At 41.7% G+C, this 13585-nt stretch carries 13 protein-coding genes, 2 pseudogenes and 2 riboswitches; of the genes and pseudogenes, 4 read left to right on the forward strand and 11 right to left on the reverse strand.

The annotated features are described in order from the left end of the window. Positions 1–9: 9 nt before the first annotated feature. The 4 genes from NYE63_RS16955 to NYE63_RS16970 all read right to left on the reverse strand — a co-directional run bounded on the left by NYE63_RS16955 (position 10) and on the right by NYE63_RS16970 (position 3461). Positions 10–1425 (reverse strand): HAMP domain-containing sensor histidine kinase, encoded by a 1416-nt coding sequence (locus tag NYE63_RS16955; protein ID WP_342601995.1) that lies wholly within the window; start codon positions 1423–1425, stop codon positions 10–12. Further along, positions 1422–2108, reverse strand: coding sequence for a response regulator transcription factor (locus tag NYE63_RS16960; protein WP_342601996.1), 687 nt, complete (start codon positions 2106–2108; stop codon positions 1422–1424). The genes NYE63_RS16955 and NYE63_RS16960 overlap by 4 nt, the downstream gene beginning before the upstream one ends. Positions 2109–2113: 5 nt before the next feature. After that, positions 2114–3076 carry a WD40 repeat domain-containing protein gene (locus NYE63_RS16965; RefSeq protein ID WP_342601997.1) on the reverse strand — a complete coding sequence of 321 codons (963 nt, stop codon included), beginning with the start codon at positions 3074–3076 and terminating at the stop codon, positions 2114–2116. A 118-nt stretch (positions 3077–3194) separates the two neighbouring features. After that, positions 3195–3461, reverse strand: coding sequence for a hypothetical protein (locus NYE63_RS16970; RefSeq protein WP_342601998.1), 267 nt, complete (start codon positions 3459–3461; stop codon positions 3195–3197). Between the two features lie 109 nt (positions 3462–3570). Here NYE63_RS16970 and NYE63_RS16975 point away from each other — a divergent pair, with 109 nt between their 5' ends. After that, complete coding sequence (locus NYE63_RS16975; RefSeq protein WP_048688669.1) at positions 3571–3813, forward strand: hypothetical protein; 243 nt, start codon at positions 3571–3573, stop codon at positions 3811–3813. A gap of 57 nt (positions 3814–3870) precedes the next feature. Here NYE63_RS16975 and NYE63_RS16980 read toward each other — a convergent pair. From NYE63_RS16980 to NYE63_RS17010, 7 genes and pseudogenes are all read right to left on the reverse strand, one after another. Next, a pseudogene (locus NYE63_RS16980) lies at positions 3871–4017 on the reverse strand (hypothetical protein); the annotation flags it as partial. Between the two features lie 66 nt (positions 4018–4083). Continuing rightward, positions 4084–5010 carry a CobW family GTP-binding protein gene (locus NYE63_RS16985; protein ID WP_342601999.1) on the reverse strand — a complete coding sequence of 309 codons (927 nt, stop codon included), beginning with the start codon at positions 5008–5010 and terminating at the stop codon, positions 4084–4086. A gap of 431 nt (positions 5011–5441) precedes the next feature. Further along, positions 5442–5975, reverse strand: a complete 534-nt coding sequence (locus tag NYE63_RS16990) for a cupin domain-containing protein (protein WP_342602000.1) — start codon at positions 5973–5975, stop codon at positions 5442–5444. A 24-nt stretch (positions 5976–5999) separates the two neighbouring features. After that, positions 6000–6629: a methylthioribulose 1-phosphate dehydratase gene (locus NYE63_RS16995; RefSeq protein ID WP_342602001.1), complete on the reverse strand. Its 630-nt coding sequence runs from the start codon at positions 6627–6629 to the stop codon at positions 6000–6002. Further along, entirely contained in the window at positions 6626–7285 is a 660-nt protein-coding gene (locus tag NYE63_RS17000) for a 2-hydroxy-3-keto-5-methylthiopentenyl-1-phosphate phosphatase (RefSeq protein ID WP_342602002.1), read from the reverse strand. Before NYE63_RS17000 ends, NYE63_RS16995 begins: the two co-directional genes overlap by 4 nt. Before the next feature lie 6 nt (positions 7286–7291). Then, a complete protein-coding gene (mtnW, locus tag NYE63_RS17005; protein ID WP_342602003.1) occupies positions 7292–8524 on the reverse strand; it encodes a 2,3-diketo-5-methylthiopentyl-1-phosphate enolase in 1233 nt (410 codons plus the stop codon). Positions 8525–8630: 106 nt separating this feature from the next. Continuing rightward, a riboswitch (SAM riboswitch) is annotated at positions 8631–8783 on the reverse strand. A 132-nt stretch (positions 8784–8915) separates the two neighbouring features. Further along, positions 8916–10088, reverse strand: coding sequence for a pyridoxal phosphate-dependent aminotransferase (locus NYE63_RS17010; protein WP_342602004.1), 1173 nt, complete (start codon positions 10086–10088; stop codon positions 8916–8918). A gap of 99 nt (positions 10089–10187) precedes the next feature. Between NYE63_RS17010 and NYE63_RS17015 the strand changes: the two are divergent. From NYE63_RS17015 to mtnA, 3 genes and pseudogenes are all read left to right on the forward strand, one after another. Beyond that, positions 10188–10970: pseudogene (locus tag NYE63_RS17015) on the forward strand (carbon-nitrogen family hydrolase). A 71-nt stretch (positions 10971–11041) separates the two neighbouring features. Then, positions 11042–11195: riboswitch (SAM riboswitch) on the forward strand. Positions 11196–11273: 78 nt separating this feature from the next. After that, on the forward strand, positions 11274–12476 hold the full coding sequence (gene mtnK / locus NYE63_RS17020) for an S-methyl-5-thioribose kinase (RefSeq protein ID WP_342602005.1): 1203 nt from the start codon (positions 11274–11276) through the stop codon (positions 12474–12476). A 14-nt stretch (positions 12477–12490) separates the two neighbouring features. After that, a complete protein-coding gene (gene mtnA / locus NYE63_RS17025) occupies positions 12491–13537 on the forward strand; it encodes an S-methyl-5-thioribose-1-phosphate isomerase (RefSeq protein ID WP_342602006.1) in 1047 nt (348 codons plus the stop codon). The last annotated feature ends 48 nt before the right edge of the window (positions 13538–13585 follow it).

Below are 13585 nucleotides of genomic sequence, written 5' to 3' on the forward strand. Positions count from 1 at the left end.
ATCCCCTTTTTATGAATTCCATTCTTCTTTTATTAACGGTAGGATGACCCTGACTTTTGTTCCCTTTTTTTCCTTGCTTTCTATTTCGATTTTACCTTTTTGTAATTCCACCAATTTTTTGACAATGGACAGTCCTAGCCCTGACCCGCCATCAAAACGGCTGCGTGCTTTGTTCACTCGGTAAAAACGATTCATGATATATGGCAGATCCGCTTCCGGAATTCCGTTACCCGTGTCAGTAACCAGCAGTTCACAATCATCTTTATGCTGAATTAGGGTAATATGGATCGACCCTCCTGTATCCGTGTACTGAATGGCATTATCAAAAATGTTATGTAGGATCTGTTCCATCCGTCCTTCATCCCCAAATATAATCGGGTCTGGATCCAGATCTATCTGCAAGCCCAATTGCTTCTCTTTTATTATCGGTTCATATTTCACAAGTACATCTTCAATAAATTGCGCATACGCAATCGGGATATTATTTAACAAGAATGGATCACTATCCATTTTTGATAAGTCCATCAAATCTCCCACAAGCCGCTGCAGCCTAAGGGCCTCCCTTGAAATGAGTTGAAGGTATTTCCGTTGCTCTTCATCATTTTTCACGACACCATCCAATATGGCCTGCGTGTAGCCCTTTACATAACTAAGCGGGGTTCTGAGCTCATGTGCAACATTTTCTAGAAATTCTTTTTTTCTTTCTTCTTCCAAATGGATGGAATTGGCCATATCATTAAAGGCTATTGCCAGTTTACCTATTTCATCATGACTCCTTACCTCAACCTGTATATCATAATTCCCCTCTGAGACACGATGGGCTGCAGTCTCGATTTCCTTAATCGGACTGACTAACTTTTTCAACCATTTCGTAGTAAACAAAATCGCGACAATCATGAATAATAGTACCGCCGCCATCCATTTTGCGGCAAATTCCTTAAGTAAGACCGTAATGGAATCTACAGGAATATATGTATAGATGATACCTTCGAGGCGATCTTCGTCAATCAGGGGTATGATCGCCGCTACGATGTTCTTTTCAAACCTTTTCTCATATCCCTCTTTTTCAACGGCTTTCCCATCTAAAAGCATTTGCCGTTCTTCTTCAGAAATAAGGGTGTCATAATTGATTTCAAAAGGCAGACAGGCACTCAATTCCCTGGGGTTATTGACGACAAAGACCTCGCTGTCATTCTTACTGTTAAACCATTCAACTTTTTCCTTGAAGTCTTCACTGATTTCACCGCCGGAATAATCCGCCCCTAGCAATGACGCTTCATTGACTAAATCTGTTTTAAGCTTCTCCACATAAAGATTTTTATAATAATATTGAGAAAGGGAGTAAGCGAACAGCACGGATAGGATGATGGCGGTGATGATGGTTACCCATAATTTAAAAGAGAGGGTTCGCCATTTATTGATCATTTCTTTTCCTCTATCTTATAACCGATTCCCCAGACGGTTTGAATGTAATCGGCCGCTCTTAATTTCATTCGTAACGTTTTGATATGGGTATCCACGGTACGTAAAGATCCACCATACTCCCCATTCCATACATTTTCAAGCAGTTGTTCACGGCTGAGTGCCTGGCTTTTATGACGCATGAGGAATAAAAGCAATTCGAATTCTTTCAAGGTTAAATTGATTGGCTTCCCTTCCACCAGAACCGTTCTGGATTGTAAGTTCAAGCTAATTTTACCGAATCGGACATGGTTTTGATTCTCTTCATTCAATGATAATTTCCCTGTCCTTCGCAATACCGCTTCGACCCTTGCGACCAATTCTCCTGGATTGAACGGCTTGACGATATAATCGTCGCCGCCAAGCTTCAGCCCTTTCACCTTATCCCACTCTTCACCTTTCGCACTGACAAATATCACAGGAATCTCCCAATTTTCACGAATTTTTTCACAAACGGAGAAACCGTCCATACCTGGCATCATGATATCCAATAGGATTAAATCCACTTCCTCTGATTCAACCATACTAATAGCTTCTTTTCCATTCGCAGCTTGAAGGCATCGATAACCTGAGTTCAGCAAATACATTTCAACTAGATTTCGCATATCTTCTTCATCATCCACGACTAAAATGGTGTAAACATGCATGTCATCTACTCCCTCAACATCAATTGGAACGGACCTTCGCCGACTTTAATCGTTTTTTTAACTTCGACTGTTTCAGCATCCATTACATACACTTCATCACTATCATATCCCGCCACGACCACATCTTCGTTAAAGTTCGCCATTTCAAAGGGGTTGACGCCGACCACTTTGCTTTTCACTTCCTCATATTGATCATTCAATTTATATAAGGAGCTTGTACCGTGACTAAGGACAAATATGCCTTCAGCATTCTCCAGGAACTTTATCGGCATGGTGGGGGCCTTCAGCTTTTTCTTCAACTCTCCCGTTTTTGCCGAATAAATATATAGATCTTCTTCGACTTGGTCCCCATCCCCGTGTCCTCCGATCCATATTTCATCCTTTTCTTCCCTTAATAATGAACCTGTGCTCGAACTATGTACGGGAAACTCGAAATCGACCTTTTTCGTTTCAAGATTTATCACTGAACATTTGGTATCACCAAAATTAATAACATACAAACGATTGGCTCGCTCTCCTTGAAGGACGGTCAAGGGGCTTTTACCTACCTTGACAATATCTTGTTCCTCCCCATCAGCATTTAAAAAATGAATGGAGTGATTCGATTGGTTCACTGCCACGATGCTTTTTCCATCACGTAACAACTGCATATTGACAATCCCTTTCCCAATTTCCCAACTGTTTAACAGTTTTCCTGCTGATAAAGAGTACACTAGGACTTTCTCCATCTCTTTTCCATAAAGCAGGATAGTATCTTTGTCTGCCAGGAGCAGAGCTCCTGTAAATGGTTCTGAAATATCCCATTTTGCAAACGGATGATAGTTTTCATCTATAAAAGTCAGAGAGGTATCCTTGATATTGACAGTCGCCAGGAAAGGTTCACTTTTATTGATTTTAGTAAATGCGTTACCGCTATTACACCCAGTAAGCAGTAAGATGGCAAGAAAAAGCCCAATGCCCCACTTCATATTTTAAGCTCCTTATTCATTAAATATCTATTTTTTAAAAATTTTAACAATGATTTGTGAAAAAAGTATGAAGCAGAAAAGAATATTTGCTAACAAGCATCCGTATCACAACCGGAAATCATAATCTTTCCAATTCAGTGATATAGGCCACGACGATCGCATTTTTCATTTCTTCCGATAGCGAAGATTCCATCACGCGTTTAATACAGAGGTAAAATTTCTCCAATACCGGTTTTCGGGCACGGGGATGGGCATTTTCATCCAAAAGCTCACGGCGGATGAGCTCCGATAACACTTCCCTTCCACCTCCATCGGTCACCTTACGATTGTTCCATATACTTAAATAAGCCACCAGTAATTCTTCTTGCCTAACATTTTCTTTCATAATATCCCTTCCATCCATTACTAATTTATACATATTAATGATCAAGTTTGTAAAGACTATCTTAATAATACGATTATGTTTTTCAAAATTCAAAAAAGGAGTGAGTATAATGTCTCAAGTATACCGCTGTCCGAATTGCCGGACAAATAAATCTCGCTTCAATCTCATTCAGCAAGTAGCAACCCCCATTAAAAAGGATCCGCAATCCGGTGAGATTGTCGAACAATATTCGAACGATTCCCTTCAGCCATTCCATCTAGCATATAATGGTCCTGAAGTTCGGGTGCAATGTGCCGCTTGCGGATTAATAGAAGACGAAAAGACATTTGCCGCCTTTGGAATGCAACAATAAAAATGGTCAGACCCATAAATGGGTCTGACCATTTTTTCACTCTTTTCCCACCGACATCTTAGCCCGGTCTATGGCAATTGGAATGGCTTTTCCATCCTCATATCCTTCATCCAATAATGCATTCGCGATCTCTATAGCCTTTTCCCTGACACCTTTATCTAGATTCTTCATCGAAATTGGGTAATCGCTCTTATTCCAAGGCACTAATACCGCCTCCTTGATAAGAAAGTCTTCTTATTATGTTTCCCTTCTTTAATGGGCGGTAAACGTTTATCGTGCTGCTTTCGCTTCCAAAGCTTTCAACTGACCGATCAACATTTCCTTATCCAACTTTTCCCCGATCACAACGATATTCAATGGCATTTTCATCATTTCATTCATATACATCGGCATTCCATAGGAGTATTGGAATAAATGTGGGTATTGTGAATGTGTAAAGGAAATATATCCTTTCATTCGATAGACTGTTTCCGGTAGGGCCCTAAGCCACTCTTCAAAGTCGGTTTGTGCCACGGCACCTTCAAATGTATGAACGACTGCAGTTAAATGCAAATGGTCATGTACATCAAGCTTTTGATGTCCATTATGCCGTTTTCTTTGCATCTGCTGCAATGATATCAAGGAAACGGCTGCAAACTCCGTCAATAAACATACAGCATCCGTATTCAGCGCCTGTATCGTATATATCAGCTGTGCGGCCTCCATCTCACTTACTAAATCCGCTTTATTCAATAATATGAAATCGGCATGGTGGATTTGCTCGGCAAGCAACTGTCTAAGCTGCGGAGACAGTTGCTCCCGATCGCGCCACCTTAATAAATCGACAACCGTGATAATCCCTTTATACTCCAGCCTTTTGGCGAAAAGCGGCGACATGATGCCATCCAATACTTCAACTGGATGAGCTGCGCCCGTCGTTTCAATATAAACTGCATCCAGTTCATTTTCGGTTAGCAGTTCATGAAGCTGAACCTCCAGTTTATCTTGAATTGTGCAGCAGATGCACCCGTCAAACAACTCCTTCAGAGGCACTCCATCACCAATGAGTCCGCTGTCAACCGATACACTGCCGAGCTCATTTAAAAGCACGGCCACTTTTCTACCCGCTTCACTTTCCTGTTTTAAAATATTTCGAAGAAGCGTCGTTTTCCCGCTGCCGAGAAAGCCGCCCAATATGTACACTTCGGTTGTTTTCATTCTTATCTGCTCCTATGATCCGGTTAAATTCGATTCCGTTAAATTTTATCATACTTATCTTACTAAAGCACTTGCCGGATCCACATAAAAAACCAGCTCGTAAGCTGGTTTCAGACATAGACAAATTCGAAGAAAAGCGAGTTCGACTGCAGTTTTTTATTTAAAAACGTTCCAGTCGATTTCAGAAATCCGCTCCCTTTCCGCCGACTGTCTGCCAAGCCTCCTCGACGCAAGCGTCTGTGGGGTCTCGGCTAGCCAGTTATTCGGCAGGAGTGTCGCAAATTTCTTCAATTCAATAAGGATTACAGTAAAAAACCATTAAGGATAATCTGGTCTTGTTTTTTAAAATCATGGTTCGGGATGAGACCATTTCGATTTCCCTTTTGTCGACAAATTGAACCCAGCTCGTAAGCTGGTTTTTCAATAATGATTCATGCTTGAACTTCGTCTTTTTCGTAAATCGGAACCCACCCAGCCGCTGTAACGAAGATACGGACAGCAACAGTTTTCCGATCTTCTGCCAGCGTGAAATAATGTCTTGTTGATTCTGGTACACTAATAAGATCTCCTGGATTAAGACGTACATCAAACCACTGTTTATCATTGCCTTCAATGGCAAAGATACTCGTTCCGCCTGCTATGAAACGCACTTCATCATCTTCATGGTGGTGTTCCTGCTTAAAGTTTTCAAGCATTTGATCCAAGTTCGGATTAGCATCGGATAATGTGATGATATCATGCGCTTTATAGCCTCTTCTTTCGGAGATTTCCGCTATCTCCGTTTGGAATGTTACAAGGATTTCCTCCTTGTCAGCATCTGTTAGATCGTATTTTTCCACAAGATGGGCCGGTAATTTAGAAATGTCCCATTGCTCATAAATAACCCCTTGTGTTTCTAAAAATCCTTTTACCTGTCCACCGTTTTCAATAACCTCGTTTGTTTCATGGAATCTGATCGTCGCCATCATTCATTCCTCCTCTATGAGTGTTTATCTTAAAGAACCTGCAAACGCCTTATGTTGATTAAGCAACAGTTGATATTGAAATAAAAATTCGCAAGCTTCAAGTATTCTTTTAGCTTCGAGTCCGCTTTTTCCCCAAACCGTAATACCATGATTGCGGATCAGCACGGCGCCAGAGTCTTCTTCGACATGTGGCTTGAACTTATCGGATAACAGCGGAATATCAGCGTGATTATATATGATTGGAATCCGAAACTCCGAATCCTCTTCCCACCGACCGGTCGCTTTAATGATTTCATGATTACGAAAGGAAACTTGGCCTTCATCTCCGTACAATTCTGATATCACATTATTTTCCACTGTATGGACATGGAGTACACAGTTCGCATTGGTTTTCCGGTAAATGACTGTATGAAGTAAAGTTTCGGCCGATGGTCTTAGGTTCGTCTCTTCAACTGGTTTTCCTTTTAAGTCCACCAGTAAAAAATCCGAATCCGATTGCTTTCTTTTATCCTTACCGCTTGCCGTAATATAAAAGAAGGGGCTTTTGGGCTCGCGGATGGACAAGTTCCCGCTAGTTCCCATAAACCAATCCCTTTCAGCCAATTCAGCTTTAATATCTGCCAACTCCCGCCATTCTTTAGAATGAGTGTTCACGCTTTAACTACCTCCTGCTGCTTTAAAATGTCAATTACATCAAAAAATGTTTCAAATCCTTGATGTGGAATTCCTTCCCTATCGCATTTTTCAAGCAATATGTCACGGGCTATGACAAAATCGGCCTGTTTTGCCGCTTCAAAGTCCGTGACTGAATCTCCAATAACGAGTTTAAAATCTTCCGCACCCGCAATTTCCCTCATAATGGATGGCTTGCAGCAACCGCAAGCATTATTACATTGATCATCACAGGCATTTGGCCACTCAATATAAATCTTTTCCTTATCAAAAAATGCATGGTTACAATAAACGGACTCTGTTGGCAAGATATCATTTAGAAAAGGTGCAATGAAAAAATCCATGCCCCCGCTTACAATATATAAAGGGATATTGGCTTGTTTCGTATACTCAACGAATTCATAAAACCCTGGACGAATGCCAGCCGTCTTTCTTACATATTGGATGATGTCATCCTTCAAGCCACTATCAAGCAGGGAAAACATATCCCCAACTCCTGAAGATATACTGATTTTTTGCTGAAGGACACCGTCTTTCAACGCTTCCCATTCCGGAGGCGCAAACTCTTTCATGATGGAAATGATATTATCTGTGTTGGTGATCGTTCCGTCAAAATCACAAAAGATGATCGGTTTCATTATTTCTTATAGGCCTCCCCATAATACAAGAGCTTTTTTTAGTGTTTCTTCCTCAGCCGCTGCTTCAGATAGATCCTTTCCTGCTAGAACGGCTTCCACAGCAGAACGGAAAGCCTTGGCCCCGCCCTCTGCTCCGTCAGGGTGTCCGTGAATTCCACCTCCGGCATTAATCACACTATCGAGTCCAAAATCCTTGATTAGGTCCGGAACCATGCCCGGATGAATGCCTGCAGAAGGGACAGGGAAGGCTTTTTTCCAGGAAAGTTCATCTTTTGTCAGAGCTTCAGCAATTGCCAATGTCTCCTTTTTTTCCAATGCGACATTTCCATATGGGGATGGGAACAAGGATAAATCCGCACCTGATAACCTTACTAATTTACCAAGTAATAATGGATAGCCGATCCCATAAAATGATGAGGATGCCAATGCCCCGCTATATGCGGGGTGCGCCATGATCGGCAGCTTGATACGATCATGTTCACTCAAGGCCTGCAATACATCCAAACCATATGTATGAACGTTGAACAATAAAGCATCTGCCCCTGCTTCAGCCGCTTGCTCTGCCTTATCCAATAATTCAAATGTTTTCCCTGATAGATTGACAGCATATAAAGTTCGGTGGCCAGTGGTTTCATAGACTTCATTCAATATTCTTTTTCCCGTTTTTATTCTATCGAAAAATGGAGTCAGTTCCTGGTCGAAGAGGATCTCATCATCTTTAACTAGGTCGACACCTCCTAATGCTTGTTGCCTCAGTTGCTCATTATGGAATGTTAGGTCCCTTCCTAATACACCTTTAAAGATGCTCATCACCAGGGGCCGGTTAAATACGCCAACCTTTTCCCTTATGCCTCCAATGCCAAATTGCGGCCCGGGAAAGGCTTTTTGAATGTCACCGACAAAATCCAAATCGATAAGTTTTATTTCTCCATCCAATGAAAGTTTGCCGAAGACCGTCGTGAGGATTGCAGGGAAATCATTGGAGAAATTCCCTGCCGGATAGGCAATTTTAATAAGCGAACGGTATACTTTACGATTAAAGTAGCTGTTTGCCCTCTCTTCTTCAGAAAGTGGTGTCACCGATACGACGCGTCCCTTATGTTTTTCCAGTTGTTTCTGGACCAAATTGGGAAGGTCCGTCCATGTCCCGACAGTCAAACCTAAGGCAATGCTCTCTGCTTTTTTCTCATGATTTCCATTGAAATCATGAATTAAATAAGTAGCGACTATCTCGCTCATCTGATCACTCCTATATCACGTTAGTAAACTCTCGATGTCATTGACCTGAAAATGGTCTCAAAATGGCAAAAGCCTCTTCATAAAGAAGAGGCTTTAAAAAGCCATCTTCTTATCTCCCAGCCATTGGCTGCAAGAATTAGCACCGTGCCTTGTGGATTTCAAGAAAATCCGGCGAAGAATTCCGCCCCATTTTACAATGGAATTACGGTCGGTTGCTGGGCTTCATAGGGCTAGTCCCTCCACCTGCTCAAAATAAGAAAACGCTGATATATAAATTGCATTCAAGTATCGAAAGATTAAGAATTTATTTTGTATTCTGACAGGTAATCCCTACTTTGTCAATAAGTTTTAACGATTTAAAGGTGAATAAATCGGATATCCCATTGCATCGTTAAAATAAATTTAATTTACGTATCCGTTCCACGGCTTCTTTCAGCCGTTCTTCCGTAGTCAGTAGCCCTACCCTGACGTAACCTTCGCCAAATTCTCCGAATCCATTCCCTGCGGCAACGGCTACGTGGGCATGCGTTAATAAATAGTCTGCAAAACTCTCAGACGTAAAACCTTTAGGTACTTTGAGCCAGGCAAAAAACGATGCCGCAGGAGCTTTGACATCCCAGCCGATTGCCCTCAATCCCTCAATAAAAACATTCCTTCGCCCCTCGTACATCTGCACTAACTGCTCTACACAGCTCTGCGAGTCAAGCAAAGCGCTTGCCGCAGCTTCTTGTATCGCCGGGAAGAGACTCACATAAAGATGGTCTTGTAATAGTTCAAGAGCTTCTATTACACTCTTATTTCCCACTGCGAAGCCGACTCTCCATCCTGCCATATTGTATGTTTTCGATAGTGTGTATATTTCTATTCCTACATCCTTCGCTCCCTCTGCCTGGAGAAAGCTTATCGGTTTTTTTCCGTCGAATCCTAACGCGCCATAGGCGAAATCGTGGACCACGCAAATTGAATGCTCTTTTGCAAAGGAGACGGTTTCATCAAAGAAACTTTCAGTTGCAGAAGCACCTGTGGGATTATTGGGATAGTTCAAGAACATCATTTTGGCTTTATCAAGAACTTCTTTATGTATGTCGTTGTATTTCGGAAGAAAATCATTTTCTTCTGTCAAGGGCATCAGTTCTGTCTTTGCCTGGGCTAAAACAACACCGGAAAGATAATCCGGATAGCCGGGATCTGGAACAAGGATCGTATCGCCTGGATTCAATAAACACTGCGGCAGTTCGACAAGACCTGCCTTTCCCCCGAAGAGAATCGCTACTTCACTATTCGGATCCAGCTTGACACCGTATTCACGTTCATAAAAGACGGCAGCAGCATCTTTTAAATATTGATGTCCCCGGAATGGCGAATATTTATGATTAATCGTTTTTTCAGCGGCAGACTGCAAACTTTTCACGATATGTTCTGGCGTCGGCTGATCAGGGTTTCCCTGGCCTAAATTAATGACATCATGTCCTTGCGCCGTGATCGCATTGACTTTTGCGACTAGTGAAGCAAAAAACTGCTTGGGCAGGTCCTGAAGCTGTCTGGATTTTTCAAATTGCACCATTTATACACCTTCTCTGAAATTTCTTGAAATTCTAGTCACAAATGATATATGTTTATCATAGTCTTGTAAAGCATTTTTTACATATGGTCGTTTTAAGCGATGAAGTGGAAAATAGCTTGTATTCAAATGGATATAGCCTTCGGGCAACCTGATTTCAATTTTCAGGTTGCAGAACAATGGATGGAAAAAGCTGCACGGTCAGAACCCGATATCGTCATATTACCAGAGCTTTGGACAACCGGATACGACTTGACCAGGTTAAATGAGATTGCTGATCAAGAGGCAGAAAAGACGAATGAATTTTTTAAAAGACTGGCAAAGAAACACCAGATTAACACAATAGGCGGGTCCATTGCGAAAAAGACAAGCAAAGGGATCTATAACACCATGATCATCATAGATTAACATGGAAATCTCATTAAAGAATATGATAAGCTTCACTTATTTCAGTTAAAGGATGAACATCATTTCCTGCAGCCAGGAGAAAAAGATGGTTTATTTACTCTTGATGAAAAAATATGTGCTGGATTCGTTTGTTATGACATCCTTTTCCCTGATTGGCAGCGAGTCCATACCGTACAAGGCGCGGAAGTTCTATTCGTTACGGCTGAATGGCCAAAGCCGAGACTCGATCACTGGAGAGCCTTATTGATTAGCCGTGCCATCGAGAACCAAGCCTATGTTGTAGCCGTAAATCGTTCAGGTTCGGATGTCAATAATATATTTGCGGGTCATTCCTTAATTTTTGATCCATGGGGGAATATCATAAGTGAAGCCGGAGAAGGAAACGAACTCTTGACAGGCATCTTGGACTTCAATAAAGTTACGGAAGCCCGTAACAAAATACCCGTATTCGAACATCGCCGCCCTGATTTTTATTAATTTACCCATTGACAAACTATTTAAAATGTTGATATTATTTTCCCGAAGATTAAAATTTCAGAAAACATTTACTCTTATCAAGAGCAGGCTGAGGGATAAAGGCCCTATGAAGCCCAGCAACCGACTGTAATACCATTGTGAAATGGGGCGGATTCACCGCCGGATTATAAAATCCACAGAGCACGGTGCTAATTCCACCAGAATTCATTTTCTGGAAGATAAGAGGTCCGAAGCCAAAACTTCTGCCTCTTTCTATTTGAAAGAGGCTTTTTTATTCTTATTTTGAATCTGGAGGGAAAAAGAATGACTCAAAACCATTCAAATTTTAAGAGATTGACAAACGAAACAGCTATAACCCTTGCAAAAAAACTTGGGTTGGTCAATGCGGATGCAAGTTTAAAGTGTAAAGAAATCGGCGATGGAAACTTAAATTATGTTTTTCATATTACAGACACAGTCACAAACAAAGGAATAATAATCAAACAAGCGGTCCCTTATGCCAAGGTACTTGGTGAAAGCTGGCCGCTGACATTGAAAAGGGCTTCCATTGAAGCGAATGCACTGATTCATTTCAGAAGCTATTGCCCCGAATTCGTACCGCAAGTCTATTATTCGGATGAGCAGCTTGCCATCACAGTCATGGAGGATTTATCACACTTGAAAATCGTAAGAACAGGATTGATCGATGGCGATTCATATCCTTTGCTTTCACAGCATATTGGTGAATATGTTGCGAAGACGGCATTTTATACATCCGATTATCATTTAGAACCATCCGCGAAAAAGGAAGTGGCCCGGCATTTCACCAATCCGGAACTCTGCAAAATCACTGAGGTCTTTATTTTCACAGATCCATTTTTTGAGGAACTCCCGGGAGATTTCGAGGTGGAATTGACTGATGCCGCCAAAAATATATGGAATGACCAAGATGTGATACTTGAGGTCGCTAAGCTGAAACAAAGCTTTGAAACCGAGCAGGAAGCCTTGCTTCATGGAGATTTACATACTGGAAGTATATTTGCAAGTGAAACTGAAACAAAGGTTATTGATCCGGAATTCGCTTTTTATGGGCCAGTTGGTTTTGACCTTGGTCAATACACCGCCAACCTTCTCTTTCAAGCAATTACACGAAATGGCGCTGGAAAGGAAGAGATTTTCTCACACCTTCATGAATTTTGGAATGCCTTTGAAGAAACTTATACCGAATTATGGGAAGACCAAAATAAAAGCCCATTCCGTCATGTGAAAGGGTATCTGCCTTATTTACTGACAAAATTCAAAAAAGATGCATTCGGTTTTGCCGGCTGTGAACTGATTCGGCGAACCATTGGCCTTTCCCATGTTGCCGATTTAAACGTCATTGATGATAAAGAAACAAGGATCGCTGCCAAAACGGCAACATTGGAAATTGGTGCTTTTTTAATTAAAAAACGGGAAGAATTAGATGTTCCAGCTGTCATTGAAGCATTGAAGCAACGTACACTGCCATCTTATTCAACCATTTAAAAGGAGACCTGCACATGACTACACTAGCACCCTTACCATATTCGGTACAATGGGATGATACCCATATTACATTATTAAATCAACAAGCCCTTCCTTCCATAACTGAATTTATCGAACTTCATTCTGTTGATGATGTATATGACAGCATTTTGACTTTAAAAGTTCGCGGTGCCCCTGCAATTGGACTGACGGCAGCATTTGGTGTTGCACTTGGTGCCAAACAGGAAACAACCGCTGAATTAGAGGAGTTCAAGAAAAATGTAACGAGGCATATTGAAAAACTCGCCTCTTCACGGCCAACTGCAGTCAACCTTTTTTGGGCTTTAAGGAGGATGGAAAACACCTTGCAAGCTGCGCAAAGCATTTCAACTGCCAAGGAAGCACTTGTATCGGAGGCTAAAGCAATCTTTGCTGAAGATGAAGAAATGTGCAGGAAAATCGGGGAACATGGTTTATCCTTATTCACTAGAGGAGATTCCATTCTAACGCATTGCAACGCTGGGGGAATTGCCACAGCTCGGTATGGCACAGCCTTGGCTCCCTTCCACCTGGCTAAAGAAAGGGACTTTCCGCTAAAAGTGTACGCATGTGAAACCAGGCCTGTCCTACAAGGGGCGCGTTTGACTGCTTGGGAATTGATGCAAGCGGGGGTTGATGTCACCTTAATTTCTGATAATATGGCTGCCCATACGATTCACCAGAAACGAATAAATGGAATTATCGTCGGGGCCGACAGGATTGCGGCTAATGGAGATACAGCCAATAAAATTGGGACATTGGGATTGGCCATATTAGCCAAGCACTTTGGTATCCCCTTTTATGTGGCTGCACCATCAAGCACATTCGACCTATCTATCGAATCCGGCACATCCATACCGATTGAAGAACGGAATGAAGCGGAAATCACCTTCATTCAAGGTGTAAGGATCGCTCCGGAAAACGTGAAGACTTTCAATCCAGCCTTTGACGTTACTCCGAATCATCTAATTACAAGCATCATTACCGAAAACGGCATCATAACACCTGATTTCATCAAAAACATTCCTCATTTTGTTAATTGATCAGGCTCCTTTAATGGTGATAAAAAACGAGAAGGATTTCGTATCCCT

The organism is Peribacillus sp. FSL E2-0159, from assembly GCF_038643155.1.
Lineage (GTDB): Bacteria > Bacillota > Bacilli > Bacillales > DSM-1321 > Peribacillus > Peribacillus simplex.

Bases quoted from the DNA above. Each gene is read 5' to 3' on its own strand.
- NYE63_RS16955 (WP_342601995.1), bottom strand. From the start codon at position 1,425: ATGATCAATAAATGGCGAACCCTCTCTTTTAAATTATGGGTAACCATC.
- NYE63_RS16985 (WP_342601999.1), bottom strand. From the start codon at position 5,010: ATGAAAACAACCGAAGTGTACATATTGGGCGGCTTTCTCGGCAGCGGG.
- NYE63_RS16970 (WP_342601998.1), bottom strand. From the start codon at position 3,461: ATGAAAGAAAATGTTAGGCAAGAAGAATTACTGGTGGCTTATTTAAGT.
- NYE63_RS17010 (WP_342602004.1), bottom strand. From the start codon at position 10,088: ATGGTGCAATTTGAAAAATCCAGACAGCTTCAGGACCTGCCCAAGCAG.
- NYE63_RS16960 (WP_342601996.1), bottom strand. From the start codon at position 2,108: ATGCATGTTTACACCATTTTAGTCGTGGATGATGAAGAAGATATGCGA.
- mtnW (WP_342602003.1), bottom strand. From the start codon at position 8,524: ATGAGCGAGATAGTCGCTACTTATTTAATTCATGATTTCAATGGAAAT.
- NYE63_RS16990 (WP_342602000.1), bottom strand. From the start codon at position 5,975: ATGGCGACGATCAGATTCCATGAAACAAACGAGGTTATTGAAAACGGT.
- NYE63_RS16965 (WP_342601997.1), bottom strand. From the start codon at position 3,076: ATGAAGTGGGGCATTGGGCTTTTTCTTGCCATCTTACTGCTTACTGGG.
- mtnK (WP_342602005.1), top strand. From the start codon at position 11,274: ATGACTCAAAACCATTCAAATTTTAAGAGATTGACAAACGAAACAGCT.
- NYE63_RS17000 (WP_342602002.1), bottom strand. From the start codon at position 7,285: ATGAAACCGATCATCTTTTGTGATTTTGACGGAACGATCACCAACACA.
- NYE63_RS16975 (WP_048688669.1), top strand. From the start codon at position 3,571: ATGTCTCAAGTATACCGCTGTCCGAATTGCCGGACAAATAAATCTCGC.
- mtnA (WP_342602006.1), top strand. From the start codon at position 12,491: ATGACTACACTAGCACCCTTACCATATTCGGTACAATGGGATGATACC.